Consider the following 24136-nt stretch of genomic DNA (forward strand, 5'->3'; position numbering starts at 1 on the left):
ACGCGTTCACCCATCTGCGCACAGGCGCACCGTGCAAGGACATCATCGGACTGCTGACCGTGCTTCTCGGTGAGGGCTTGAACGTTGGTCTGAGCAAGATGGCCGCCGCGACCGCCGACCATGAGTATTCCCAGCTCTCCCGTCTGTCGCGTTGGCATGTCGAAAGCGATGCGATCAACGAGGCGCTGGCCATCGTTCTCGACGCGCAGTCCAGGCTTCCCATGGCCCAATACTGGGGTTCGGGTCAGACCTCATCCAGCGACGGGCAGTTCTTCCCGACCACGCGCCAGGGCGAAGCAATGAATCTCATCAACGCCAAGTACGACACGCATGTTCCGGGGCTGAAAGCCTACGCCCATGTGTCCGACCTGTACGGGCCGTACTGGATCAATTCGATCCCGGCCACTGTGAACGAGGCACCATATATTCTGGACGGATTGTGCCTGAGCGAGATCGGCAAGAAGATCAAGGAGCACTACGCCGACACGGGTGGGTTCACTGATCTCGTATTCGCCGCCTGCGCGCTGCTGGGCTATCGCTTCATTCCCCGGATCCGCGATCTGAAATCCAAGCGGTTCTACGTCTTCGATCGTAAAAGCGTTCCCAAGGAACTCAAGTGCCTGGTCGGGGGCAAGGTCCGGGAACAAACCTTCATCGACAACTGGGGCGATGTGCTGAGATGCACGGCCACGATGCGGTCCGGGAAGGTACCGCCAAGCCAGCTGCTGAAGCGATTGTCAGCCCGGCCGCGCAAGAACGATTTGGCCATCGCGATGCGGGAAATCGGACAGATCGAACGGACACTGTTCATCATCGAATGGACCCTTGATATGGACATGCAGCGCCGCTCTACTGTCGGGCTCAATAAAGGCGAAGCGCACCATGCGCTGAAGAATGCCTTGTGGATCGGCCGTCGGGGCGAGATCCGCGATCGGACCACGGAAAGCCAGCATTTCCGCCTGGCTTGCCTCAATCTGCTCACGGCGATCATCATATTCTGGAATACGGACCAGATCGGCAAAGCCATCCTGCAGCGGCAAAGCGAAGGCCTGGACACGCCCGAACACCTGCTCAGGCACATATCGCCCTTGGGATGGGAGCACATTCTGCTCATAGGTCAGTACATCTGGCGAGAAATGAGGCACAAAATCGCTTAGCGTACGATTTATCACTGTCCCGTAATCGACCCCACAAGGAAACCCACGGTCACAATTGTTTTGGCACTACGTTTCTGTCACCGGCCAAAACGGCCGTTTTTGGCCTGTTGTTTGCTAGAACCTACTGCGCCACCGATAGCCACGTCGGATGGGTTTTGCGAACTGGACCACTGGCAAAGGACTCCCCTCACGGATCAACCTAACAAACTCCGCCTTTGGGAAATCGAAGAGATATCGGCTTCTGCCTTGTGCGGCTGTAAGCAAACACAGATTGTCACCGCCAAAGTCAAATCCGACAATCTTGCCCAATGACCCCCATTCTTTGAGAAGCCGGGTTTCCTCGCAATAAACGGTGTAGATGTTTACGCCGCCGAACCGTTCCGGGTAATTTTCTGAAAGCATCCGTTCATATTGGATCAAATCGGTTGGGCGACGTGTTCCATCGACTATCCAGATCACCTGGCCATAGAAATTAGTGCGCTTTTTCACTTCGTCCGGCTTGATAGCAGAGTGCTGGAACTCGACCACAAGGCCATAGGGTGTCTTGATATCCGCTATATGAAGCTCGCCCGTTTCATCACGAGCTGGTACTTCTTGCCAGTCAGTTACAAACCGGTTCTTCCAGTCACGGTGCCATTCGGTTTCGTTTTCCCACCAATGATCACAATGACGGCGGCCTTTGTGCGCCCAATGCCAGACCTTCTTGGTGCCGCATCGAGCTAGCATTTCGGCATTGCAGCCTGGACAGACACCCAGGGCACCAGGTGTCGCCTCAACTCGTTGACCATTCAAAAGTGCAAAACGCATTCTGATTAAGTGGTTGTTCTATTATGTAATTCCAAGAGTAAGGGTGGTCATAATGGCTCCAATATCTTTAGGTACTGCTTCTAGTGTTCTCTTTCTCGGGCAGTGTCCAGCGAGAACCCTTTGAAACTATCTTTCCGCCATCTTTCAGGCGCTTGATATGCGAGCGAAAAGTAGAGTCCTTCAAGTCGTAGACGACCGATTTAGCCTCAAAAAACAAATCGCGATTTGATAGTGTTCTGTTAGACCGCCGTAGTGCGTCCAAAATTCGATTTTCCACAAGTACGCGGTTTACGCTGTTGCGGCGGATTGGCTCACGTTCCTGCGCTTCATCTTGGCGTGCCTTCAGCAACAATCGTTCCAGCGCCGCCCTTTCACTCTTTAACTCATTGATTTTAATATCTACTTCTTGAATTTGTTTGGTGATATGGTTTTCCAGATAGGGAGTTTTGTTGACCATGTTGCAGACCTCTTTTTTGCAACATATCATACTTTTTTATGATTACAAAAATCACTATATTACCGTATCTTACCACTTATTATCTAGGGGTTGACAATATACAGAAAGAGGATTAAAACAACGGAATTTCCGTTGTTTTAATCCTCTTTCTGTATATTTGGACAGAGCGTTATTGCTTTCTCAAGGAATGGGCCGCATATGAAGGATACCACTGACCTTCCGCGTGCGGTTGGATCTAAAAAACCGTAAGAGGGGAAACCTTCGAGCGGTTTTTTTGCATTTGGAGCCTTGTTTGAAGACTGTATTTGACCCAAAGAAGCCAACCATTGCTTACGTTGACGGCTTCAATCTTTACCATTTAGCTCTCCAAGACACGGCATATAGGTGGAGCAATCCTAAGCTCCTTTTGGAGAACGTGTTAGGACATGCTGATTGCATCGACACGCTCAAGCTATACACCGCAAGGGTTTCATCCAAGATTGACGCAGACGCCCCAAGAAAACAGCAAGTTTACCTCAATGCCCTCGGTACAATCCCGGAGATAGAAATCACGTTTGGCAGTTTCCAGGTCAATGATAAGTGGCGGCGGATTTCTGAGGACATGACAAAAGTCTTTAAGCCAACTGCACATCTTGTTCGGGTGGTGAACCCAGAAGAGAAAGGGTCAGATGTAAATCTAGGCGCGCATCTACTCCGCGACGGTTTCACAGGGGCATATGAGCAAGCCATTGTGTGTACCAACGACACTGACCTTTGCGAACCTATTCGGATTGTGGTTCAGGAGATTGGCAAACCTGTCTTTCTCATCACTCCAAACAATAAAATCAAACGACCCGTTCCGACTGCGAAAAAACTAGTCACTGCCGTTGGTGACGTTGGGAACGTATTTCACATGCGAAATAACCATCTAAAAAACGCGATGCTCCCACAGAACCTTCTTGGAAAAGGCGGTAAACCAATTCTAATGCCCCCTAGTTGGGCAAACGGAGCACAAAAAGGCTAGTCGTGCGCACAAAGCCCCAGCCCAAAGACTCCAAATGTCGAAGGGCTGGGGCGACCCATCGGGCTTTAGGGGCCTGTAGCCAGCGATGTAAACTTTTTCCTGACTTCCGACATTTTTTCGTATAAGTCATTGATATTATTATGCCTTGGTTGCCAAAAGGCACTACACGGACTTTTTTCGCCAGCGATTGTTTCGGAGTGTTGAGGGAGCTCAGGCTTTGGTCTGGCCAGTTTTTCGGGTGCGCCCGGGGGGTATCTTGAAAGGGGCTTCGTTCCAGGTCAGGCCGACGCAGGTGAGGATGCGTCTGGCATCGACCGTGGCATGGCTTGGCATGCCGTAGCGGTCAGGGGTGCCTTTGTGGCGCAGGATCGAGAGCTGCAATGCGTTCAACTCGTTGCGGATACGAGCCGGGCTCATCGGGTGTCCGAGCAGGTCCAGATGCTTGCGCAGGTGCTGCAGGCAGCAGAAGGCCATGTAGCAGATGGCGATATGGGCCCGGACCCGACGCGGCGACCAGTGATAGATGGGCCGGATTTTCAGATCGTGCTTGTTGGTGCGGAAGCAGGCTTCGATCTCCCACAACTGGTGATAGCGGGCAATGACGTCCTGTGCCTCCAGTTCGTCCGCACCATGAACAACAATGGCATGCAGCCCGTCCCATTGTGCCGCTGCCTTGATCTTTGCATCATCCAGCGTGACGTCCCCGCTGTCGGGGAAGGCCAGGAAGCGGCCATATCCCCGGCTGCTGAAGCTGCCGGGTTTGCGAGAGCGCTTGAGCTTCTTGTGCAGCTTTTCGATTGCCTTGTCGCGCTTGTGGGCATCATTGCGTGCCCGGGTGGGTGACCAGGTCACAATGACCCGCGCTCCCTCCTAGTCGATCACCTTGTACCAGCCCTTCTCGGTTGCCTCTTCAGAACCGTGTCCAGCCCAAGGCTGGCGTCCCTCCGGGCTCAAAATGTTCGCCTTCACGGCGGCCGGGGCGGACTTCATGCGATAGCCGAGGATGTAGGGCAGACCCTTGTTCTGCAACATCTGCTGGTTGTCCTTGCTGAGCATGGCGGCATCGGCCACGAACGTGACCCTGGCCACGTCGAAGCGTCCCTCCAACGCCTTCAGCGCAGCTTCCAGCGTATGACCTTCCCAGGTGTTTCCCGGGAAGAGTTCATAGCCCACAGGCAGCCCATCGGAGGTGACGATCAGCGCCAGCATGACCTGAGCGCGGTGATGCTTGCCATCCTTGCTGAAGCCCTTGGCCAGAAGATGATCCTGCTCGACCCCGTCCGCATCCTCGGCCGGGTCCTCGCGCTCGGTGTCAAAGGCCAGGGTCGTGCAATCGTAGAACAGCACGGTCACTGGCCCGCCCAGCAACTTCTCTGCCGCCGCGTGAGAGGTTTTGCAAATCCCGTCTATCACCGGCGTATTGATGTAATCCATGCTCCGATAGACCACGTCCAGATTGAGCGTGATGCCTGCCTGGTTCTCCAACGCCTCCACGGTCGCGCGCTTGCTCTCGGGCTGTGCGATCCGCGCCATAACCAGCTCTTTCACAATGCGATTGGCACTTTTACGCGCCGCCCCCAGAAGGGCCCCCCAACCCAGTTGGTCATACATCGTCCCCATGACATCCCGCAGACCCAGAGAGACCCGCGCCTCCTCACGGCACTCGGCAAGATCAACGCCAAGCTTGTCCGGCCGCGGAGCGCGGCGCACCAGCGCCTGCAGATCGGCATATTCCGTGGGCGTGAACAGTTCCATTTGCGGCGAGCGATCAATGCGTAATTGCTCCATCAAGCGGCCCGCCAGACGCTTGATATCCTCAATCTCGCTGTCGTTATGGGCCACACCCACATGGCGCAGGATCTTCTGGCGTACCTTGGAGCCGGTGCGGACGGATTCAACGATCTGGATCCGTGTGCGGTTGAGCTTTGCGTCATGTTTGGTGCGGATGAACATGGGCGAAGAGGTTAGCCATCTGAAGGCCCATGTCAATACTTTTTATAATAATGGGGCACTACAACGCGCCTCTGAGCAACCACACCTGAAAACAAACCAAAAACCCAGTCAGATCAACAAAAAGGTCGGAAGTCAGGAGATTGGCAAACCTGTCTTTCTCATCACTCCAAACAATAAAATCAAACGACCCGTTCCGACTGCGAAAAAACTAGTCACTGCCGTTGGTGACGTTGGGAACGTATTTCACATGCGAAATAACCATCTAAAAAACGCGATGCTCCCACAGAACCTTCTTGGAAAAGGCGGTAAACCAATTCTAATGCCCCCTAGTTGGGCAAACGGAGCACAAAAAGGCTAGTCGTGCGCACAAAGCCCCAGCCCAAAGACTCCAAATGTCGAAGGGCTGGGGCGACCCATCGGGCTTTAGGGGCCTGTAGCCAGCGATGTAAACTTTTTCGAACATTATCGGCTAGCTTCGCTCAAATTAGCTGGAGCATTCAATGTCTCGTCGAAGTTTAGCAGCAATTCAATGACTGAGGCCTGAGTCACGATCTATCTCTCGATCAATCTCGCGCTCGTGCTCCTGTTCATCGTCGCGATTCCACTCGACATCACGCTCCAAAGTCTCGCGCGACTTTTTCAACACACCTTCCAGCCGCTCGCGGATCGACGGCTTGTCCACGCCATCATCGCCACGATCCACACCCGCCTCTTCCGACCGGCCCAGGGATTCGCGCAGCCGTTCATTGACGTGCCGCAGGTCCGAGGGTTCTTCGACACTCTGCCCACCGAATTCTGGCTCTTCCCGCCCCACAATCCGCGCAAGGCGGTCCCGAATATCGCCGTCGCCGCGATCCACGCCTCGATCCTTGCTGGCCGCCGCCCTGAGCGCCGCCAGACCGGCCGACACACGCCCCTGCCCGGCCTCGCGCTCGGCCCCGTAGGTACCCCGCGCCAGCTCCAGACGTTCCCGCATGTCGACAAAGAGCGCCCGCGCCTGGCGGGCCGCATGAACCGCCCTGCCCCGCTCGGTGACAGGCTCATAGTCACGCCCCTCACGCTCGGCCGCCCGCATCTCCCGGCGCTCCATCGCATTGGCCGCTGGCCCCAACTTCACCTCTGGATCGCGGTCCAGCTCCTCGGCCTTCAGCGCATCGCCATGGATCAAAGCTTCTTCTCTCTGCGCCTCCAGTGACCGATGATCAACCCGCTCCACCTCCCCGGCCCGTTCCAGCGCCCGGTTCTGCAACTCGGCCCAGAGACCGCGCATCTGCTCGATCTCGGCCCCGCCGGTCTTGGCGAAATCGAGGACACGGGTTTTGGCTGTGAACCCCTCCGGTTCCAGCCTGCGCGTAGAGGTCAGAACATGGGCATGGTGGTTGCGCTGATCCCCTTCCCGGTGCGGCGCATGAATCGCCACATCCACCGCGACACCGTAGCGGCTGACCAGCTCCTCGGCAAACTGGCGGGTGATCTGCGACCGGTCTTCGGCGCTGATCTCGGACGGTAGGGCCAGTTCCCATTCGCGGGCGGTAACAGAATTGCGTCGGGTCTCGCTCTCCTCGGCCGCATTCCAGAGTGCCGCCCGATCCTGTGCCCAGGACGGCGCATTCTCGGGCGTCAGAATGAAGGTCGCCTCAATGCCGCGCTTGGCGGTGTAATCGTGGACCCGGCCCTCCCGCTGACACTCGATGCGCTCCCCGGCACGATAGGCCCCCGCCGCCGTCGCGGTACGTCCGGCGCTACGTTTGATCGTCTTCACAGAGAGGTGATAGCTGGCCATGCGCCCTCCCCTCTCGCAGAAGACAAACGCCGCTGCAAAGCATCACCAGGCACACCCGTGCCGCCCAGCTCTTGGCCCGTGACAAGACCCGGGGTGATCGCGCAGAATGGGAGATGCAACCTGTCCACCATCCTCGGTGTCGGACGGGTTGCACCTCTCCCTGTTGGGCGTAAGTCGATGGCTTCGGAACGGTATGCTCCGGGGCCATCGCTGCCACGACCAACCGTCTTTTTCCCGAAGGCCCGCGCCCCACAACGCTGGGGCCGGAGGGAAAAAGACAGCCCCAACGAAGCGAGCCAACGGCTCTCTGAGGCGCGGGCTTGCCCGTGAACTGCCCCCGTATCCCCAGCCTTATGGGGGGCGGGATACGGGGGCAGTTCGCTGGCGGTTTGCCGGGGGCGAACCCGGCGTAGATCAGGGGTAACACCCCCACAGATCGACGCCCCCCGGAACGGCGAAACCAAAAACAGACCGGCCCCCACTATGGGGCATCGGTCGAGATTTTGGTTTCGCCGTTCCGGACGCAATCCAACGGCGGACGTTGGCCCTGGAGAGTTCGAGAGGCCGGGAGGGCCTTTCGTTCCGTCGCGATGCGCGACGGAGGGGGCTGGCCATCGGCCGGGGCTTTGCCCCAGAGAGATCGCACGCAAATCTTGGAGCCGTAGGTGGAGAGTTTGCATAAATGCGCCCTTGTCCTTTACAGGCCTACGGGTACGCGCTAACGGTGGGTGTGGCAAGACCACATTCGATGCAGCCCTTTTCGCCACATCCCGTTTTGTTCCACCCGCATTTTTTGGAGGTGCCGGTTTGGCAGAGACAGAACTCGAACGCGCCGAGAAACGATACGCCCAGGCCAAGGCCCGCCTTCAGGCCCTGCGCAACCGGGAAGCCACCAGACAGCGCAAACTGGATACACGGCGGAAAGTCATCCTCGGAGGTGCCCTCATGGATTTGGCCGAACGGGATTCCGGCGCGGCAGTAATGCTGGAGCGGCTGATCCGGAACCTATCCCGCGAACAGGACCGCAAGGCCTTTGCGGACTGGGGCGCTTCGGACGGTGGTTCCTCCTCTGATCCGGACGGGTCCACCTGATGCGCTGGCTTACCTCGGTCCTGGACAGACCTTTCCGGTTTCTGGTGCGGCTGATCTTCACCCCGATCCTCTTCGGCTGGATGATCGGGGCCATGGGTTTTGGCGCGATGCTGGGGGCGCTCGCGGGTTTCTTTCTCTCGATCCCCTTCTTCGACATTCCACCCGGTCAATCCGCCTGGGAACTGGTGATCTACATCCCCTGCATGATCGGCGGTGCCATCTTCGGATTCCAGTATTGGCGCTTCACCTCCGGCGCGGACAATTTCTTCGGCCTGAACGGAGACAGCCACGGCTCGGCCCGTTTCGCCAGTCGCAAGGAACTGAAGAAGCTGGTGAAGGCGGACGGGTTGCTCATTGGCCGATCTCCCGCCGGTCAGCTCCTGCGCTATGACGGTCCCGCCCATCTGCTGACCCTCGCCCCCACACGGGCCGGGAAAGGCGTCGGCACCGTCATCCCGAACCTGCTCATGGCGGATCGTTCGGTGATCGTTGTGGACCCCAAGGGCGAGAACGCACGGATTGCCGGGGCTGCCCGCCATGCCTTCGGTCAGGTCCACGTCCTCGACCCGTTTGAGGTCTCCGGACAGGCCAGCTCATCCTACAATCCGCTGGACCGGCTGACAGCCACCAGCCCCGATCTGGGTGAGGATGCCACCACGCTGGCCGACGCTCTGGTCATGGACCCGCCGGGACAGGTGCAGGAGGCGCACTGGAACGAGGAGGCCAAAGCCATCCTCTCCGGGCTGATCATGTTTTGTGTCGCCCATGAGGAGCGCGACCGGCGCAATCTGGCCACCGTGCGGGAATATCTCACCCTGCCCCCAGACGGATTCCGCGCACTACTGGAGCTGATGCAGGACAGTGATGCGGCCCACGGGTTGATTGCCCGCGCCGCCAACAGATTTCTGGGCAAGGCGGATCGGGAAGCCGCCTCGGTCCTGTCCAACGCGCAGCGCCACACACATTTTCTGGACAGCCCGCGCATCACCAATGTGATCAGCCGGTCGGATTTCCACTTCGCAGAATTGCAACAGCGAACGGTCTCGGTGTTTCTGGTGCTGCCACCCAACAGACTGGACGCCTACAGCCGCTGGCTGCGCCTGCTGATCTCTCAAGCGCTTCAGGACATCGCACGGCACGCTGAGGGGCCACAGACCCCCATTGAGGCCCGGAACGGCGCACAGGGCGTTTCCGGGGCTTCACAGCACCCCACACTGTTCCTGCTGGATGAATTTGCCGCTCTTGGTCGTCTGGAGGCCATAGAGCGCGCCATGGGGCTGATGGAGGCTACGGGTTGCAGCTCTGGCCGATCTTGCAGGACATGAGCCAGCTCAACGATCTCTATGGCAAGCGTGCGGGTACATTTGTCGCCAATGCAGGCGTTCAACAGGTCTTTGGTGTGAATGATCTGGAAACAGCGCAATGGCTGAGTAAGATGATCGGCCAAGAAACCACCGGCTATCAGACCCAAAGCTACAAACCGGGTGATGCCCCCTCGATGACGCAGAATGTCACCGGGCGCGATCTGCTCACGCCTGACGAGATTATGCAGATGCCGCCCGATCTTCAGCTCCTGCGGGTCCAGGGTAATCCCACAGCCCTCGCGCGCAAGCTGCGCTATTACGCCGATCCCGAGTTCAAGGGGCTGTTCCAGCCCCAGGACCAATAACGAGAAAGAAACACGAGCATGTCAGACCAGTCCCCCTCCCCTGCCCCGCTCTCTGACGAGGAGCTGCGCGAAACCCTCGATATGGTCGGAACCGTGCTGGCCAGCGTGTCGGATCGTGTCGATGCCCAGACCGGCACCATGGATCGCCTGGTCAAGACCGCTACAGAAGCGCGGCAGGCGGCCTTCGCGGCACAGAACCAGACCGATCCGGAGCAATATGGCAATCTGGTTGGCCAGGCTGTTGCAGGTAAAATCACCGATCCCCTGAATCACATGATCCGTGTTGCCAACGTATTGAGCGAACAAAGCCGTCATACCGAAACGGTTCTGAAAAAAGCTGAACAGGACAAATGGGAAATTCTCAACGACATTCGCGACCGGGAAAGACAGGTAGATCGTTGGAAAAGCCGCCTGCCCTGGTTTGTCCTTGGCGCTGTCGCGTTCACTGTTGCCCTGACGGTGACGCTTCCCCGTTTCTCAGCAATCAACAGCACCACATGTGCTGTCTTTGGTGGGGATTGGGTCCGTACAACCGAAGGGAATCCCGCTTGCGTCCACTACCAGGAATGAGAGTGAGACGGTGAGTTATCCACAGGCCAACTGTGAGCTGGTGGGTGTTATATATGTGTTAGATTCTGTGTTACGCGAATCGGTACGTTTGTAAGCTACTGATCTTGAATATGAAAAAGGCCCTGATTTTGATTCGCGGTGGGTGATATTACGAAAGATGGTGTGTGATATTACGAAGATTGGTGGGTGATATTACGAAAGTATTTGGTGGGTGAAACTACGAAGTTACTTGCGCTGGTGTGTGATATTACGAATAAGGGAACTATGGTGGGTGATATTACGAAACCTGATCGAACACCTCTCCTCCCCCTGCGCCACGCTCAAGGGGATTTCTTCGTATGCGATATTTTTGACGCTGCACCGAAAGGTGACATGGCCTCGATGGCGCATCCGATTTTCACCCTTTCGACCAAGCCTGACACCAAGAAGCGACGCTACGTTGCTGCTGATGGTCAGAGCTATGTTGAAATCAGGCCGAACATGATCGGCCTGGCCACTGTTCATGACCGTGACGTGTTGATCTATTGCATTTCCCAGGTCGTGGCGGCCCTGAATGACGGAAAGCAAATTCACAGGACGCTTAGGTTCAAGGCCTATGATCTGCTTGTAGCAACGAACAGGCCCACGGCCGGTACGGGGTATACGGGCCTCAAGGCGGCTCTTGAACGCCTCCAAGGAACGCAAATTGAAACCAATATCACCACAGGCGGCGTGGAACAGATCGACGGTTTCAGCCTGATTGACCGCTACAGGATCGTGCGGGAAACCCGTGATGGTCGAATGCTCGATCTCGAAGTTACGCTTTCGGACTGGGTTTTCAACGCCATTGCCGGTGACGATGTTCTCACACTCAATCGCCGCTATTTCCAGCTTCGCAAACCCTTGGAACGTCGCCTGTATGAACTTGCGCGCAAGCAATGCGGGACACAGCCGGAATGGAAATGTGGGCTGGACAAGCTGAAAGCTCGAACCGGCTCTACATCCTCGGACAAGGAGTTTCGACGGCTTGTACGCGCGATCTGCAAGGCTGACGAGGAACATAATCACATGCCGGATTATGCTTTCCGTCTGGATGCAGACATTCTGACAGTGACACCCAAGCCGGAGTTTCTGGAGAACTACGCGCCGAAACCGGATCAGGATAAAGTGACTGGTGGCTATATCCTGCCCTTGTCACCCGATACTCTTGAACAGGCCAGGGAACTGGCACCGACATGGGACATCAATGTTCTGGTCGCTGAATGGCGAAGCTATGCTGCCAGACAGCAAGAAGCACCCAAGAACCCCGATGCCGCGTTTCTCGGTTTCTGCAAGAGCTGGTTCAAGAAACGCGGCCGAAATGGGTGGTAGAGTATTTTATCAAATACTCACTTACTCAAATACTCAGACCAGAGGTCGCGTGTAATATCAGAAATTGAACGCCCCTCCTCTACCGCCTTCATCTTGATCTTGCGGTACAGTGTCTCCTCGATCTCGGCATTCAGGCGCTTCTTTTTCTCGGTGCTTTCGGTGACTTCATGCAGAATGCGTTTGCGGGCCTCGTCGCCACGGCTGGGGCGTTTTGCTGAAAGAGCCATTATGCCACCTCACGTTTTGCCGGAGACATCATTTTGATCAGCTCGTCAATCAGGGCCAGAGTTTCGGTCTTGGCCTTGGCATTGTCGGCATCGAAAACTGTCAGGCCCTCAGATGCGGTTTGCGGATAAACTTGACGCTGTGTGATCGTCGTATCGCAGACAGACAAGCCGTATTCGTCCAATGCAGCCCGCACATCACCCCCCAGGCGCGTTCCCTCGACCACCCTGGAGACGACAAAGCTTGCGAGAGGTGATCCATCTGTAACCTCTTGTCGAGCTTTGATGAAGTCCACCAGATCGGAAGCGGCCCAAATGTCGTAAGGTGACGGTTGCACCGGGACCAGAACAAAATCGCTGACCTTGATCGCGGCCGCGATCATGTCTTCCAGTTTGGCCGCACCGTCAATCACCACGTAATCATAGTTTGCAGCCATGCTGGTCAGTGTTTTGACGTTATTGGGTCGGTCGAGCGCAACCAGCTCAATTGGATTGTCTTCATTGGATGCGTGCCAGTCTCTCGCACTGCCTTGTGGGTCGCTGTCCACGATCAGGACGGAATGCCCGCGATCATGCAAAGCTCTGGCAAGGTTGGTACTGATAGTGGTCTTGCCGCAACCACCCTTGGGATTCAAAACGGAGATAATGCTCATGTTTGCCTCATTTGTGTTTTTACTCAAAAGTGTAACTGAGTAAATGAGGCAAAACAAGCGCGCTAAAGATGGCGTTCAACGTCCATGCTTTGATGCAACACACGAACAATTCTGATCCGCCCGTCAACTTTGGTGAAATACAGGAAATGTCGCCCAACCGGGTATTTCAGATAACCATCCCGCACATCAGCCTTACGGCCTTTGCGTTCACCTGAAGCCAGCAGCTCAATGGTCTTGAATATATCCCGGTAATAGGTGTCGGCCTGCTGCTCACCCCAACGGTCTTCGGTGTAGGCCCAGATACCTCTCAGATCATCCTGGGCCTTCTTTGACAGATCATAGCCGTTAGCCATGCAGGCCTCTGCTGCCCTTGATCTCTTGCAGGAATGCCTCGGAGTCGAAGTCTTCGGCAATGCCGCTCTGTTCGCCTTCAATCAAAGCGTCCTGCAAAGCCTTCACTTTGGTTTCGTGTTCTTCAAGAAGCCGTAGACCAGCTCGAACAACATCACTGGCAGACCCATAGCGACCCGTTTGGACCTGCGTATCAATGAAGCTGGCGAAATGATCGCCAAGTGACATGGATGTATTTTTGGGCATAGCAGACCTCCTGTGGTGAATTTATACCAATAATTGGTACATATCAACTTGAGTGAAGTCTCAAATGCGCATTTACTCAAAAACTCAATTACCTTGTTTGGCACGTACCTCATCAATGAAATCCGCCACAGACCAAAGCCAGCCTTGCTGTGCTGCCGTATAACTGCTGTGGACCGGGCGGGGCACGACGAGCTGAAGGCTCGAAGCCTCCATCTGATTGGTCTGCGGTTCGGAAATCCCCGGCTCCAGCGTCAAAAGATGCTTGCGACTGATTTTCTCTGCTTCAGCCAGAACCTGACGCCAGCGGTCCTTGCATGTGGATTTGGCTCCCAACATGGTCAGACAGGCATCGCCTTCGGCTGGGGCCGCTTGATAGGTAGCAAGGTCCGGAAACAGGAAATCAGGCTTGTGATTGTGTTCCGTCACTGCGCCGCGCACATGCCGAATGTCATGCGCCATAAGGACAGCCGCCAGATGGTTCTCCAGAGAATGGCCCATCCGTGATTTTCGGCGGTTCTGGACACTCAGGGAAAAGCTGATGAATCCGTCAACATCCGTACCTTCGTCGTTCACGAAACCGGCCTCGATCCGCGACGATACCACTTTGCGCTCCAGCCTGCGGAACAATGCCTCTTCATGATCGAGCCAGGCAATCAATGCAGCGTCGGGATCATCCTCCGCGCGAACCTCGGGCAGGGTGAGGCGGGCCAGATCGGAAAACTCGGCCGTTTTGGGAAAGGTAGTGCCGAATTTCTCGATGATGCTGTCCAGCTTGTCGGCTTCCGGCTCCTCGAACTCGATTCCCAACTCATCCAGAATGAAACGTGCGGCAAAATCCAGTTCTGGCTCTTCGTCGGAGAACTCGCGGGAAACGAAGGATTTGCCTTCGGGGCGCAGGCCGAACAACCAGAAAAGCTGCTGCTCGCTGGTTGAGCCTTCCGGGGCCACGATAAACCACAAAACGCCGCTCTGGTCCTTTGCAAGGAACAGGGTATCTCCGGCCTTCATGGCTTCTGTCACAGGGTTTGAAGGGTAATAGAGCCGCCATTCGGCCGCGCGAGGCTTGTTGATCCGAGCATCATAATGCGTAGCCCAGCTCTCTTCGGTGAACCCTTCCTGATCGCCGCCCAGCCAGATGTAGATTGCCGGGAATTTTTGCTGATGGATTTCACCAAGGAAATCATCCCGCATTTTCCGGGTCGTCCCGACTTCGTGCTGGTTGGAGGATTTCGGCTCTGCATCGACGGCCGACAACCGCTTTACCCCGACGCCTTCAAAATAATCAGATAACTGGCCGCGCTTCATGACCGCTCACCTCAAATGTTTTTATACCCGATTTCAACCATATAGCGCATTGATCGACAACCTCGTCGAAGGGCAGGCGGGTCTTTCCCTTCAACGCGCATTCCCAGATCATCCCGACACGCCAGCCTGAATCTGCAAGCGCCTTATACTGTGCCTGATCGCGGGCAATATTCTTGCCGATCTTCTCTCGCCAGAAATCTTTCCGGCTTTTGGGCCAGCGGAACAGATGGCAGTCATGCCCATGCCAGAAACAGCCGTGAACAAAAAGAACCGCGTCATGCCGGGGAAAGACCAGATCGGGACGGCCGGGCAGGTCTTTCCGATGCAGCCGGAACCGAAAACCTGCCCGGTGCAATGCCGAACGGATCGCCAGCTCGGGTTTCGTGTCCTTGCCTCGGATACCGGACATCATCCGGCTCCGCGTGGCAGGTGAGACAATATCAGCAGGCATTACGCCCCGGCGCGTGCCGCTTCCAGCATTTCAAGATGTTCGGCAGGCATTTCACTTGCGGCATAGACCCCCGGTTCTGCCAAGGGGAGCTGCGCCTGCATGACCTCGGAAACTTCACGGCCGTCCAGCACCATGGCGTCCGCAATGCGCGGCTGCATGAGCTGCGCAACGGACTTCACCACCGGCACAACCACCGCATTGCCCATCTGGCGATAGGCTTGAGTGTCAGAAACGGGGATTTTCCAATCCGTTTTACCGGGTTTCTCGAAGCCCATCAGCCGGGCGCATTCGCGTGGTGTCAGTCTGCGCGGGCGGTTGCCTTTCTGAGCGATCAGGATTTCCGAACCATCCTTGTAGTACCGGGCTGACAGGGTGCGGGCCACATCATTTGGCCCGAACAGGGAAAACCCGAAACCGTTCCCGGCGCTGCGGTGCTTTTCTTTGTACCCCTGGAGGTAGGTCCACATGTTTTCTGTCAGGGTGTATTTCGGATCGACTTTCTTATCGAGGATTGTCCCGAGCGTAGGGCCGTCGCCTTCGGGGATGGCGAGCTGGTCAAAATCGAACTCGATGCTGTGATCCTTGAAGCCGACAATGAAGATGCGCTCGCGCTTCTGCGGCACCCAGGGGGTTGAGCTCCTGACTTCCGACATTTTTTCGTATAAGTCATTGATATTATTATGCCTTGGTTGCCAAAAGGCACTACACGGACTTTTTTCGCCAGCGATTGTTTCGGAGTGTTGAGGGAGCTCAGGCTTTGGTCTGGCCAGTTTTTCGGGTGCGCCCGGGGGGTATCTTGAAAGGGGCTTCGTTCCAGGTCAGGCCGACGCAGGTGAGGATGCGTCTGGCATCGACCGTGGCATGGCTTGGCATGCCGTAGCGGTCAGGGGTGCCTTTGTGGCGCAGGATCGAGAGCTGCAATGCGTTCAACTCGTTGCGGATACGAGCCGGGCTCATCGGGTGTCCGAGCAGGTCCAGATGCTTGCGCAGGTGCTGCAGGCAGCAGAAGGCCATGTAGCAGATGGCGATATGGGCCCGGACCCGACGCGGCGACCAGTGATAGATGGGCCGGATTTTCAGATCGTGCTTGTTGGTGCGGAAGCAGGCTTCGATCTCCCACAACTGGTGATAGCGGGCAATGACGTCCTGTGCCTCCAGTTCGTCCGCACCATGAACAACAATGGCATGCAGCCCGTCCCATTGTGCCGCTGCCTTGATCTTTGCATCATCCAGCGTGACGTCCCCGCTGTCGGGGAAGGCCAGGAAGCGGCCATATCCCCGGCTGCTGAAGCTGCCGGGTTTGCGAGAGCGCTTGAGCTTCTTGTGCAGCTTTTCGATTGCCTTGTCGCGCTTGTGGGCATCATTGCGTGCCCGGGTGGGTGACCAGGTCACAATGACCCGCGCTCCCTCCTGGTCGATCACCTTGTACCAGCCCTTCTCGGTTGCCTCTTCAGAACCGTGTCCAGCCCAAGGCTGGCGTCCCTCCGGGCTCAAAATGTTCGCCTTCACGGCGGCCGGGGCGGACTTCATGCGATAGCCGAGGATGTAGGGCAGACCCTTGTTCTGCAACATCTGCTGGTTGTCCTTGCTGAGCATGGCGGCATCGGCCACGAACGTGACCCTGGCCACGTCGAAGCGTCCCTCCAACGCCTTCAGCGCAGCTTCCAGCGTATGACCTTCCCAGGTGTTTCCCGGGAAGAGTTCATAGCCCACAGGCAGCCCATCGGAGGTGACGATCAGCGCCAGCATGACCTGAGCGCGGTGATGCTTGCCATCCTTGCTGAAGCCCTTGGCCAGAAGATGATCCTGCTCGACCCCGTCCGCATCCTCGGCCGGGTCCTCGCGCTCGGTGTCAAAGGCCAGGGTCGTGCAATCGTAGAACAGCACGGTCACTGGCCCGCCCAGCAACTTCTCTGCCGCCGCGTGAGAGGTTTTGCAAATCCCGTCTATCACCGGCGTATTGATGTAATCCATGCTCCGATAGACCACGTCCAGATTGAGCGTGATGCCTGCCTGGTTCTCCAACGCCTCCACGGTCGCGCGCTTGCTCTCGGGCTGTGCGATCCGCGCCATAACCAGCTCTTTCACAATGCGATTGGCACTTTTACGCGCCGCCCCCAGAAGGGCCCCCCAACCCAGTTGGTCATACATCGTCCCCATGACATCCCGCAGACCCAGAGAGACCCGCGCCTCCTCACGGCACTCGGCAAGATCAACGCCAAGCTTGTCCGGCCGCGGAGCGCGGCGCACCAGCGCCTGCAGATCGGCATATTCCGTGGGCGTGAACAGTTCCATTTGCGGCGAGCGATCAATGCGTAATTGCTCCATCAAGCGGCCCGCCAGACGCTTGATATCCTCAATCTCGCTGTCGTTATGGGCCACACCCACATGGCGCAGGATCTTCTGGCGTACCTTGGAGCCGGTGCGGACGGATTCAACGATCTGGATCCGTGTGCGGTTGAGCTTTGCGTCATGTTTGGTGCGGATGAACATGGGCGAAGAGGTTAGCCATCTGAAGGCCCATGTCAATACTTTTTATAATAATGGGGCACTACAACGCGCCTCTGAGCAACCACACCTGAAAACAAACCAAAAACCCAGTCAGATCAACAAAAAGGTCGGAAGTCAGGAAAAGAACCGCGTCATGCCGGGGAAAGACCAGATCGGGACGGCCGGGCAGGTCTTTCCGATGCAGCCGGAACCGAAAACCTGCCCGGTGCAATGCCGAACGGATCGCCAGCTCGGGTTTCGTGTCCTTGCCTCGGATACCGGACATCATCCGGCTCCGCGTGGCAGGTGAGACAATATCAGCAGGCATTACGCCCCGGCGCGTGCCGCTTCCAGCATTTCAAGATGTTCGGCAGGCATTTCACTTGCGGCATAGACCCCCGGTTCTGCCAAGGGGAGCTGCGCCTGCATGACCTCGGAAACTTCACGGCCGTCCAGCACCATGGCGTCCGCAATGCGCGGCTGCATGAGCTGCGCAACGGACTTCACCACCGGCACAACCACCGCATTGCCCATCTGGCGATAGGCTTGAGTGTCAGAAACGGGGATTTTCCAATCCGTTTTACCGGGTTTCTCGAAGCCCATCAGCCGGGCGCATTCGCGTGGTGTCAGTCTGCGCGGGCGGTTGCCTTTCTGAGCGATCAGGATTTCCGAACCATCCTTGTAGTACCGGGCTGACAGGGTGCGGGCCACATCATTTGGCCCGAACAGGGAAAACCCGAAACCGTTCCCGGCGCTGCGGTGCTTTTCTTTGTACCCCTGGAGGTAGGTCCACATGTTTTCTGTCAGGGTGTATTTCGGATCGACTTTCTTATCGAGGATTGTCCCGAGCGTAGGGCCGTCGCCTTCGGGGATGGCGAGCTGGTCAAAATCGAACTCGATGCTGTGATCCTTGAAGCCGACAATGAAGATGCGCTCGCGCTTCTGCGGCACCCAGGGGGTTGAGCTGATAACACGATAAGAGACCTTGTAGCCCAGCTCGTTCTCCAGAACATGCATGATTGTGGCAAAGGTTTTGCCGCCGTCATGGCGCTCAAGGTTCTTCACATTCTCCAGAAGGAACGCGGGCGGGCGGTGGTGGTCAATGATCTTGGCCAGATCGTAGAAAAGTGTCCCCTGGGTATCGCAGAGAAAGCCATGCGGGCGGCCAAGTGCATTCTTCTTGCTCACACCGGCAATGGAGAACGGCTGACAAGGGAACCCTGCCAGCAACACATCATGCGCAGGAATTTTTGCAGGATCGTTGGCCCATGGGCGCACATCTTCCGCAAAGACATGATCGCTGTCAGCCGGTTCAGGAAAGTTCGCCTTGTAGGTTTCCCGGCTGAAGCGGTCCCACTCGGCGGTAAAGACACAGCGGCCACCGATTTCCTCAAACGGAATCCGGATTCCGCCGACACCTGCAAAGAGGTCAATGAACCGGAATCCTGTCGCACGGCCCTTTGTGCAACGGGAATTTGCAATCTCGCGCAGCTTTTCCAGCTTCAGAGCGTCGATACGCTTGCCCTCACCTTTGACATGCCGCCGCACCGTCCTGTCACTGATCCCCAGGAAACTGGCCGCTTCCTCGATGCCCAGACCGGCTCGGTCCATCAACTCTCCAAATTCGGTGCGTGGGTGCGCGTTCATGCTCTATGCCTCTGTGTCATTTATTGACAATATGTCATAAAGAGTCCCAGATGATTTGGCCACCCTATTTCTGCAATTGTTCACATTTTGTTCCACAAGCATTAATGGCATGTGAACCCAACGGGGCGCTGCAATATTTCAGCGCAACTAAGCTCGGCGCACTGTCCGCTCACTGACCTTGAACAACCGCGCGATCTCCGCGACGGTGCGCTGTTCATTATCCCGCATCCGGCGCACTTCGTCTTTCTGAACCGTTGTCAGGGCAGGAGGTCTTCCTCCGATCCGGCCGCGTTTACGAGCTGATGCAAGCCCTTCTCTGGTTCGCTCGGAAATCCGCTCCCACTCAAACTGAGCGATGGATGCGAAGACATGGAACACAAGACGGCCGGCCGGCGTCGTCGTGTCGATGTCTTCGGCAAGGGATCGGAAGCCGGCACCGCGCTTGCGGATCAGCTCCACGATCTCCAGCAAGTCCTTCAGAGATCGCGCCAAGCGGTCGTATTTGGTGACAATCACAATATCGCCGTCGCGGAGCTGATCCAACATCTTGTCCAGTTCCGTGTCGCTAACACGCGATATGTCCGGTGTATGTAACATGCGATCTGTCCGGTTCTATTCTGTCTCTGAGAGGAGGCGTTATGAACCGAGCAGAAGTGTTACAGGAAGTTCGACTGATGAAGTTTGAAGATGTGTATTCGCGGCGAAGCGCGAACAAGCTGACGCAAGAACAGGCGGCTGAGATACTGGGTGTATCCGTGCGCACCGTCAGGCGTTGGGAGGATCGATTTGAGGCGGATGGTGCAGAAGGTCTGTACGACCGTCGGCTTGGCAAACTGGCCAACAATCGTGTTGCCACGGATAAGGTCATGGAGATGCTTGAACTGTTTGATACCAAGTACTGGGATTACACGCCGAAGCATTTCCACGAGAAGCTGGTGGCCCACCATGGTTTCACACAGAGCTACAACTGGGTGCGGCTTACACTGCAGCGCCACGGCCGGGTTCAGGCAGCACCCCGACGAGGTGCCCATCGGCGCAAGCGGCCCCGCCGTCCGATGGTTGGCATGATGTTGCATCAGGACGGCTCCAGCCATGAATGGGTTCCGGGTCAGTGGTGGGATCTGATCGTCACCATGGACGATGCCACCAACCGGGTTTATTCGGCATTCTTTGTCGAGGAAGAAGGGACGATGAGCAGTTTTCAGGGGCTGACAGAGGTGATCGAGGCGCAAGGTCTGTTTTGCTCGCTCTATGCCGATCGGGGCTCTCATTACTGGCATACGCCCGAAGCGGGCGGCAAAGTGGACAAGGACAATCTGACCCAGGTCGGGCGCGCCTTGCAGCAACTCGGCATTGAGCTGATCCCGGCCTATTCACCGCAGGCCCGTGGACGGTCTGAACGCATGTTTGGCACGTTCCAGAACCGATTGCCGCAGGAACTGCGGTCCCATGGGATCACAACCATTGAAGAGGCCAATCAGTTCCTGAAAGAGGTCTATCTTCCCGAACACAATGCCCTGTTTGCAAAGGAGCCGGAGGATACGACCTCGGCCTTCGTGCCGTTTACAGGCAATGTGCGCGACACCCTGTGTGTGCAGGAAGACCGCGTCGTCGGCAACGACAATACGGTGCGCTACAAGGGCCTGGTCATGCAGATCGCGGCAGACAGGCACCGTCATCATTTCGTCAAGGCGAAGGTCAGGGTCCACGAATACCCCGATGGTCAACTGGTCATCTTCCACGGCCCGAGATGCATTGGCCGCTACCAGCCTGACGGATCACCCATCACACAGGAGGATAGCAAACACAAAGTCGCGTGACCCGCTTCGACGTGGCGCGAACGCGGTGGCCCAAATCTACGGTCGCCTACGGCTCCCTCCGAATTGGGCCACCGCGCAATCAACTGAAGCGGACAATTGGCATGTTACCTACACCGGACAATTCAGAATGTTCTCGACACATCTTGTCCAGTTCCGACCTCGCGCGCTTCGATCCGCTGATCCGGTCCGCGAAAACCTTCTCGGCTCCGGCAGCGGACAGAGCATCCGTCTGTGAATCCAGGTTCTGGTCGTCAGTGCTGACGCGGGCATATCCTATGATCATACGTCACTGTGACAAAAACCTGTCAAAACCGCAAAGGTTTTGCCGGGGGTTTTTGTCCCACCTAAACGATTGATCCTGGGTGGAGCAGGGAGCTTGGACAAAAACGGCCGTTTTTGGCGCGACACCCGCCAAACTTCAATGGGCGGCTTCTCCGTTTGGTTGATGACACCGTTCAGTTTCGTCCGTTGCCGAACGAACCAGCCGAATCATAGTCCATTCTGGGGTTGTCTCCACTCGTGGACGACACTCGACAATGAAACTGAATATACGAGGGAAAACCATGAAAAAGCTCATGATCGCAGCCGTTCTCATGTTTGCAGCAGTAAGCGGCCCTGCAATGGCCATCGTCGATGACGGTAGTGGCTGTGGCTGCATCCGCCCCTGCCACATCAAGAGCACCAAGCCGCTGCTTTAAGGAGGAATCTGACATGAAAAAGATGATCTTTGCCATCGCTCTCGCAATCGCGACGCCTGCTATCGCAAATGCCGGTAGCTGCGGTGTCTCGGTCAATATCAATGGCCAAGGCCATGCGACCGGCGGAACGTTTAGCTGCACGTTGTTCACGTGGTGATCAATCGCCGCGCCTTCGGGCGCGGCAACCATACCAACTCAAACTCAAGCACAAGGATGAGATGATGCGACGTTTACTGCTTGCTGCCACGATACTGATGCTTCCTGTCGATGCCATGTCCGCTTCGATGGGGCCACACTTGGGCCCGATTTGTCCCGGTCCCGGTCCGATCATAGTGAAACCAACTCCCCGATGCGGGGCCACTTCCATCGCTGGCGGCCTCTTCAAACACGGGCGTTTCCAAAAGATGTACAGATCCACCCCGACAGCGTGCATTCCTGATGAAGTCTTCTTGGGGTGCACGGGGACCTAACAACAAGGGGGAGGGAAGCTTTTGCGCTACCTCTCCTACCCACAAGTAAAGGATTACCACATGTTCCGTATTACCATCGCACTTTGCCTTGCCATCCAGATGGCTCACTGGCCCTCCCATGCAAATGCTGGCCGAATTTCGAAGCACGTCGAATGCGGTTGGAAAACCGATTCCTCTGGGCATGAGTATCATTCATGCTGGTTTCTTTACTGACGCATTGTCGGATGCAAATCATGAAATTTAACCAAGATACTGAAACGAAAGCCAAAAAACATGTGCGCAAAGAACACAGTTCACGAATTTGCGAGTATTGAACGGGCACCGACGAACCTCGCGTACTATATATTAAAGCAGTGAGAGGAGAACGGCATGAGCTGTCCTTTTGGAACACACCGCGAATTGGATGCCCGAGCATCTGTGTTGGCTCTGACCGAGCTCGCAGGGATGACGCTTAACGATATTGCGGAAGAGGTCGGCATTTCGCGGCCAACGTTGAGTCGGATCAAGAGTGGGCAAGGGGCTGGGCGCCAGGACGTTTCCGGCCTCGGAGCAGATGTAATCAGCCAGCTATTCGCAACCGATAGCGGTATCGCTGAGGCGTGCCAGCTGCTTGAGCATGATATGCGGATGGCGAGCCTCGGTCACCGAGATGCCGGAATTGCTTTGGGGCTAATTCCTCTGGCTGAAGATCGTTTGCGAGTGTTGTCGGAAGCTGACCAAACCAGCATGGAAGCTGTCGATCAGCTCGCACTGGCATCGCTGGAAGGTCAAATCTCTCTTTACAAGGCTCGTGCGACAGAGAGTGATCTCGGCCGCTCAGAGCATTTCCGTAAAGCGTTCCAAGCACTTTTTTCGCAGTCGGATTTGATCGTGCGCCTGTTCATTTTAGAAGACACAGTCTGCGATGGCGACAAGTTGCTTGGACTAAGAATGCTTCTGAACGCATTCTTCGCTGCATGGGAGCTCGATGAACTTGAAGGCAATGCACAGGATTTGCCGTGGGCAAAAGCTGTCGCCGAGAAGTTCGTTGTACCCGGTGTACTTCGGAAGACGAAAAGCATAGCGGTTATGATCCACGACCCGCGTTTGGCGTATCAAACGGCTGAAGCTGCCGCTGTAATAGGCAAGGTCTACGCTGCCGCAGACCATCTTGCGGCTGCAATCGCGATGACAGGAGATGACACGGCCGATCCTCTCGCATGGAACCCGGCCTGGCTGCCCACACCAATCGTGCACGAAGCACACTTCGAAGAACCCATCAAACTTCTGATGAAGCGACCGGAATGGCCGTCGGAGGACTTACAATGATCAAAGTTATGCATCTGCTGCTGTGTGCGGCCTTGGTTTATGGATCGCTTGGGTCCGTACTGCCATCAACCGCCGATGCGAAACCCATTCACATAACGAGCCCATCCAACGCTGTTTTTGCGGCCCGTTGAAATTCCGGATTGGATGTAGGCTACCGTATTCATTCGCTCACGGCATTCAAATCTGCAGTGGCAAAACTCGTGGGTTTATGACAAGGGGTCGATTACGGCTCAGTGATAAATCGTACGCTAAGCGCTCTGGTCTCTCTGCAATGTGCGATAGACGGTAGCCCTTGAAACGGAGAATATCTCGGCGAGATCGCTGATCGAATGGTCTCCGGTTTTATGCATCTTGTGAAGCTCTTTCTGTTGTTTTTCAGTTAGTTTTGGCTTCTTTCCTCGCATTTTCCCCTTTGCCTTGGCGATGGCCATGCCTTCACGGGTGCGCATTTTGAGCAGATCTGCCTCGAACTCGGCGAATGTGGCGACGATGTTGAAAAACATCTTCCCCATCGGGTCACTGGGATCGTAGATAGCTGCTCCCAGGGCAAGTTTCACGCCTTTAGCTTCGAGTTGATCGCTGATGGCCCGAACATCCGGAACAGATCGGGCAAGACGATCGAGCTTCGTCAC

28 protein-coding genes and 1 pseudogene are annotated in these 24136 nt (G+C 56.3%); 12 read left to right on the plus strand and 17 right to left on the minus strand.

The window, feature by feature from the left end; genetic code table 11:
- Positions 1-1157 (plus strand): Tn3 family transposase (locus tag ACOERD_RS14585; protein WP_419739511.1); only part of this gene is annotated, 1157 nt, incomplete at its 5' end.
- Positions 1158-1271: 114 nt separating this feature from the next.
- Here ACOERD_RS14585 and ACOERD_RS14590 read toward each other — a convergent pair.
- Positions 1272-1964: a competence protein CoiA gene (locus tag ACOERD_RS14590; protein ID WP_419739512.1), complete on the minus strand. Its 693-nt coding sequence runs from the start codon at positions 1962-1964 to the stop codon at positions 1272-1274.
- A 67-nt stretch (positions 1965-2031) separates the two neighbouring features.
- Positions 2032-2421 carry a hypothetical protein gene (locus tag ACOERD_RS14595; RefSeq protein ID WP_419739513.1) on the minus strand — a complete coding sequence of 130 codons (390 nt, stop codon included), beginning with the start codon at positions 2419-2421 and terminating at the stop codon, positions 2032-2034.
- Positions 2422-2713: 292 nt separating this feature from the next.
- On the opposite strand from ACOERD_RS14595, the gene ACOERD_RS14600 reads away from it, so the two are divergent.
- The gene (locus ACOERD_RS14600; protein WP_419739514.1) at positions 2714-3424 is read left to right on the plus strand and encodes an NYN domain-containing protein; all 711 of its coding nucleotides are present in this window, start codon (positions 2714-2716) and stop codon (positions 3422-3424) included.
- A 210-nt stretch (positions 3425-3634) separates the two neighbouring features.
- Here ACOERD_RS14600 and ACOERD_RS14605 read toward each other — a convergent pair.
- Positions 3635-5377: pseudogene (locus ACOERD_RS14605) on the minus strand (IS1634 family transposase).
- On the opposite strand from ACOERD_RS14605, the gene ACOERD_RS14610 reads away from it, so the two are divergent.
- A complete protein-coding gene (locus ACOERD_RS14610; protein ID WP_419739515.1) occupies positions 5370-5735 on the plus strand; it encodes a hypothetical protein in 366 nt (121 codons plus the stop codon). The pseudogene ACOERD_RS14605 and the gene ACOERD_RS14610 sit on opposite strands and share 8 nt — an antisense overlap.
- Positions 5736-5903: 168 nt before the next feature.
- Here ACOERD_RS14610 and mobQ read toward each other — a convergent pair whose 3' ends face one another.
- Entirely contained in the window at positions 5904-7160 is a 1257-nt protein-coding gene (mobQ, locus tag ACOERD_RS14615; protein WP_419739516.1) for a MobQ family relaxase, read from the minus strand.
- A gap of 807 nt (positions 7161-7967) precedes the next feature.
- Between mobQ and ACOERD_RS14620 the strand changes: the two genes are divergently transcribed.
- From ACOERD_RS14620 to ACOERD_RS14640, 5 genes are all read left to right on the plus strand, one after another.
- Positions 7968-8252, plus strand: coding sequence for a mobilization protein (locus tag ACOERD_RS14620; protein ID WP_419739517.1), 285 nt, complete (start codon positions 7968-7970; stop codon positions 8250-8252).
- Positions 8252-9577, plus strand: coding sequence for a type IV secretory system conjugative DNA transfer family protein (locus ACOERD_RS14625; RefSeq protein WP_419739518.1), 1326 nt, complete (start codon positions 8252-8254; stop codon positions 9575-9577). Before ACOERD_RS14620 ends, ACOERD_RS14625 begins: the two co-directional genes overlap by 1 nt.
- Positions 9547-9921 carry a type IV secretory system conjugative DNA transfer family protein gene (locus ACOERD_RS14630; RefSeq protein WP_419739519.1) on the plus strand — a complete coding sequence of 125 codons (375 nt, stop codon included), beginning with the start codon at positions 9547-9549 and terminating at the stop codon, positions 9919-9921. Before ACOERD_RS14625 ends, ACOERD_RS14630 begins: the two co-directional genes overlap by 31 nt.
- Positions 9922-9939: 18 nt before the next feature.
- The gene (locus ACOERD_RS14635; protein ID WP_419739520.1) at positions 9940-10491 is read left to right on the plus strand and encodes a hypothetical protein; all 552 of its coding nucleotides are present in this window, start codon (positions 9940-9942) and stop codon (positions 10489-10491) included.
- A gap of 264 nt (positions 10492-10755) precedes the next feature.
- The gene (locus ACOERD_RS14640; RefSeq protein ID WP_419739521.1) at positions 10756-11841 is read left to right on the plus strand and encodes a replication initiator protein A; all 1086 of its coding nucleotides are present in this window, start codon (positions 10756-10758) and stop codon (positions 11839-11841) included.
- Positions 11842-11858: 17 nt separating this feature from the next.
- Here the strand turns inward: ACOERD_RS14640 and ACOERD_RS14645 are convergent, their stop codons facing one another.
- The 11 genes from ACOERD_RS14645 to ACOERD_RS14695 form a co-directional block, all read right to left on the minus strand.
- Positions 11859-12068, minus strand: coding sequence for a plasmid partition protein ParG (locus ACOERD_RS14645; protein WP_419739522.1), 210 nt, complete (start codon positions 12066-12068; stop codon positions 11859-11861).
- The gene (gene parA / locus ACOERD_RS14650) at positions 12068-12718 is read right to left on the minus strand and encodes a ParA family partition ATPase (RefSeq protein WP_419739523.1); all 651 of its coding nucleotides are present in this window, start codon (positions 12716-12718) and stop codon (positions 12068-12070) included. Before parA ends, ACOERD_RS14645 begins: the two co-directional genes overlap by 1 nt.
- A 62-nt stretch (positions 12719-12780) precedes the next feature.
- Positions 12781-13071 (minus strand): type II toxin-antitoxin system RelE/ParE family toxin, encoded by a 291-nt coding sequence (locus ACOERD_RS14655; protein WP_419739524.1) that lies wholly within the window; start codon positions 13069-13071, stop codon positions 12781-12783.
- Complete coding sequence (locus ACOERD_RS14660) at positions 13064-13315, minus strand: type II toxin-antitoxin system ParD family antitoxin (RefSeq protein WP_419739525.1); 252 nt, start codon at positions 13313-13315, stop codon at positions 13064-13066. The genes ACOERD_RS14655 and ACOERD_RS14660 overlap by 8 nt, the downstream gene beginning before the upstream one ends.
- Positions 13316-13399: 84 nt before the next feature.
- Positions 13400-14620: a type II restriction endonuclease gene (locus ACOERD_RS14665; RefSeq protein ID WP_419739526.1), complete on the minus strand. Its 1221-nt coding sequence runs from the start codon at positions 14618-14620 to the stop codon at positions 13400-13402.
- Positions 14598-15029 carry a very short patch repair endonuclease gene (locus ACOERD_RS14670; protein WP_419739527.1) on the minus strand — a complete coding sequence of 144 codons (432 nt, stop codon included), beginning with the start codon at positions 15027-15029 and terminating at the stop codon, positions 14598-14600. The genes ACOERD_RS14665 and ACOERD_RS14670 overlap by 23 nt, the downstream gene beginning before the upstream one ends.
- A gap of 41 nt (positions 15030-15070) precedes the next feature.
- A complete protein-coding gene (gene dcm, locus ACOERD_RS14675; protein WP_419739528.1) occupies positions 15071-15694 on the minus strand; it encodes a DNA (cytosine-5-)-methyltransferase in 624 nt (207 codons plus the stop codon).
- Between the two features lie 127 nt (positions 15695-15821).
- Positions 15822-17564 carry an IS1634 family transposase gene (locus ACOERD_RS14680; RefSeq protein WP_419737624.1) on the minus strand — a complete coding sequence of 581 codons (1743 nt, stop codon included), beginning with the start codon at positions 17562-17564 and terminating at the stop codon, positions 15822-15824.
- Positions 17565-17622: 58 nt separating this feature from the next.
- The gene (locus ACOERD_RS14685) at positions 17623-17889 is read right to left on the minus strand and encodes a hypothetical protein (RefSeq protein WP_419739529.1); all 267 of its coding nucleotides are present in this window, start codon (positions 17887-17889) and stop codon (positions 17623-17625) included.
- A complete protein-coding gene (gene dcm / locus ACOERD_RS14690; protein ID WP_419739530.1) occupies positions 17889-19172 on the minus strand; it encodes a DNA (cytosine-5-)-methyltransferase in 1284 nt (427 codons plus the stop codon). Before dcm (ACOERD_RS14690) ends, ACOERD_RS14685 begins: the two co-directional genes overlap by 1 nt.
- A gap of 183 nt (positions 19173-19355) precedes the next feature.
- A complete protein-coding gene (locus ACOERD_RS14695) occupies positions 19356-19805 on the minus strand; it encodes a recombinase family protein (protein WP_419739531.1) in 450 nt (149 codons plus the stop codon).
- Positions 19806-19846: 41 nt separating this feature from the next.
- Between ACOERD_RS14695 and ACOERD_RS14700 the strand changes: the two genes are divergently transcribed.
- Positions 19847-21028 (plus strand): ISNCY family transposase, encoded by a 1182-nt coding sequence (locus ACOERD_RS14700; RefSeq protein WP_419737631.1) that lies wholly within the window; start codon positions 19847-19849, stop codon positions 21026-21028.
- A gap of 79 nt (positions 21029-21107) precedes the next feature.
- Here ACOERD_RS14700 and ACOERD_RS14705 read toward each other — a convergent pair whose 3' ends face one another.
- On the minus strand, positions 21108-21311 hold the full coding sequence (locus tag ACOERD_RS14705; protein WP_419739532.1) for a recombinase family protein: 204 nt from the start codon (positions 21309-21311) through the stop codon (positions 21108-21110).
- A 253-nt stretch (positions 21312-21564) separates the two neighbouring features.
- Here ACOERD_RS14705 and ACOERD_RS14710 point away from each other — a divergent pair, with 253 nt between their 5' ends.
- The 3 genes from ACOERD_RS14710 to ACOERD_RS14720 all read left to right on the plus strand — a co-directional run bounded on the left by ACOERD_RS14710 (position 21565) and on the right by ACOERD_RS14720 (position 23504).
- On the plus strand, positions 21565-21726 hold the full coding sequence (locus tag ACOERD_RS14710; protein WP_419739533.1) for a hypothetical protein: 162 nt from the start codon (positions 21565-21567) through the stop codon (positions 21724-21726).
- A gap of 13 nt (positions 21727-21739) precedes the next feature.
- Entirely contained in the window at positions 21740-21883 is a 144-nt protein-coding gene (locus tag ACOERD_RS14715; RefSeq protein ID WP_419739534.1) for a hypothetical protein, read from the plus strand.
- Between the two features lie 682 nt (positions 21884-22565).
- Positions 22566-23504: a helix-turn-helix domain-containing protein gene (locus ACOERD_RS14720; protein WP_419739535.1), complete on the plus strand. Its 939-nt coding sequence runs from the start codon at positions 22566-22568 to the stop codon at positions 23502-23504.
- 248 nt (positions 23505-23752) lie between these two features.
- Here the strand turns inward: ACOERD_RS14720 and ACOERD_RS14725 are convergent.
- The coding region (locus ACOERD_RS14725; protein ID WP_419739536.1) for a recombinase family protein at positions 23753-24136 on the minus strand (384 nt) is incomplete at its 5' end.

The organism is Ruegeria sp., from assembly GCF_965199275.1.
GTDB lineage: Bacteria > Pseudomonadota > Alphaproteobacteria > Rhodobacterales > Rhodobacteraceae > Ruegeria.

What these genes read in the sequence shown, in the direction of transcription:
- ACOERD_RS14590 (WP_419739512.1), bottom strand. Translation starts at nt 1,964, where the DNA reads ATGCGTTTTGCACTTTTGAATGGTCAACGAGTTGAGGCGACACCTGGT.
- ACOERD_RS14595 (WP_419739513.1), bottom strand. Translation starts at nt 2,421, where the DNA reads ATGGTCAACAAAACTCCCTATCTGGAAAACCATATCACCAAACAAATT.
- ACOERD_RS14610 (WP_419739515.1), top strand. Translation starts at nt 5,370, where the DNA reads ATGAACATGGGCGAAGAGGTTAGCCATCTGAAGGCCCATGTCAATACT.
- mobQ (WP_419739516.1), bottom strand. Translation starts at nt 7,160, where the DNA reads ATGGCCAGCTATCACCTCTCTGTGAAGACGATCAAACGTAGCGCCGGA.
- ACOERD_RS14625 (WP_419739518.1), top strand. Translation starts at nt 8,252, where the DNA reads ATGCGCTGGCTTACCTCGGTCCTGGACAGACCTTTCCGGTTTCTGGTG.
- ACOERD_RS14635 (WP_419739520.1), top strand. Translation starts at nt 9,940, where the DNA reads ATGTCAGACCAGTCCCCCTCCCCTGCCCCGCTCTCTGACGAGGAGCTG.
- ACOERD_RS14640 (WP_419739521.1), top strand. Translation starts at nt 10,756, where the DNA reads ATGGTGGGTGATATTACGAAACCTGATCGAACACCTCTCCTCCCCCTG.
- ACOERD_RS14645 (WP_419739522.1), bottom strand. Translation starts at nt 12,068, where the DNA reads ATGGCTCTTTCAGCAAAACGCCCCAGCCGTGGCGACGAGGCCCGCAAA.
- parA (WP_419739523.1), bottom strand. Translation starts at nt 12,718, where the DNA reads ATGAGCATTATCTCCGTTTTGAATCCCAAGGGTGGTTGCGGCAAGACC.
- ACOERD_RS14655 (WP_419739524.1), bottom strand. Translation starts at nt 13,071, where the DNA reads ATGGCTAACGGCTATGATCTGTCAAAGAAGGCCCAGGATGATCTGAGA.
- ACOERD_RS14660 (WP_419739525.1), bottom strand. Translation starts at nt 13,315, where the DNA reads ATGCCCAAAAATACATCCATGTCACTTGGCGATCATTTCGCCAGCTTC.
- ACOERD_RS14665 (WP_419739526.1), bottom strand. Translation starts at nt 14,620, where the DNA reads ATGAAGCGCGGCCAGTTATCTGATTATTTTGAAGGCGTCGGGGTAAAG.
- ACOERD_RS14670 (WP_419739527.1), bottom strand. Translation starts at nt 15,029, where the DNA reads ATGTCCGGTATCCGAGGCAAGGACACGAAACCCGAGCTGGCGATCCGT.
- ACOERD_RS14680 (WP_419737624.1), bottom strand. Translation starts at nt 17,564, where the DNA reads ATGTTCATCCGCACCAAACATGACGCAAAGCTCAACCGCACACGGATC.
- ACOERD_RS14685 (WP_419739529.1), bottom strand. Translation starts at nt 17,889, where the DNA reads ATGCCTGCTGATATTGTCTCACCTGCCACGCGGAGCCGGATGATGTCC.
- dcm (WP_419739530.1), bottom strand. Translation starts at nt 19,172, where the DNA reads ATGGACCGAGCCGGTCTGGGCATCGAGGAAGCGGCCAGTTTCCTGGGG.
- ACOERD_RS14695 (WP_419739531.1), bottom strand. Translation starts at nt 19,805, where the DNA reads ATGTTACATACACCGGACATATCGCGTGTTAGCGACACGGAACTGGAC.
- ACOERD_RS14700 (WP_419737631.1), top strand. Translation starts at nt 19,847, where the DNA reads ATGAACCGAGCAGAAGTGTTACAGGAAGTTCGACTGATGAAGTTTGAA.
- ACOERD_RS14705 (WP_419739532.1), bottom strand. Translation starts at nt 21,311, where the DNA reads ATGATCATAGGATATGCCCGCGTCAGCACTGACGACCAGAACCTGGAT.
- ACOERD_RS14710 (WP_419739533.1), top strand. Translation starts at nt 21,565, where the DNA reads ATGAAACTGAATATACGAGGGAAAACCATGAAAAAGCTCATGATCGCA.
- ACOERD_RS14715 (WP_419739534.1), top strand. Translation starts at nt 21,740, where the DNA reads ATGAAAAAGATGATCTTTGCCATCGCTCTCGCAATCGCGACGCCTGCT.
- ACOERD_RS14720 (WP_419739535.1), top strand. Translation starts at nt 22,566, where the DNA reads ATGAGCTGTCCTTTTGGAACACACCGCGAATTGGATGCCCGAGCATCT.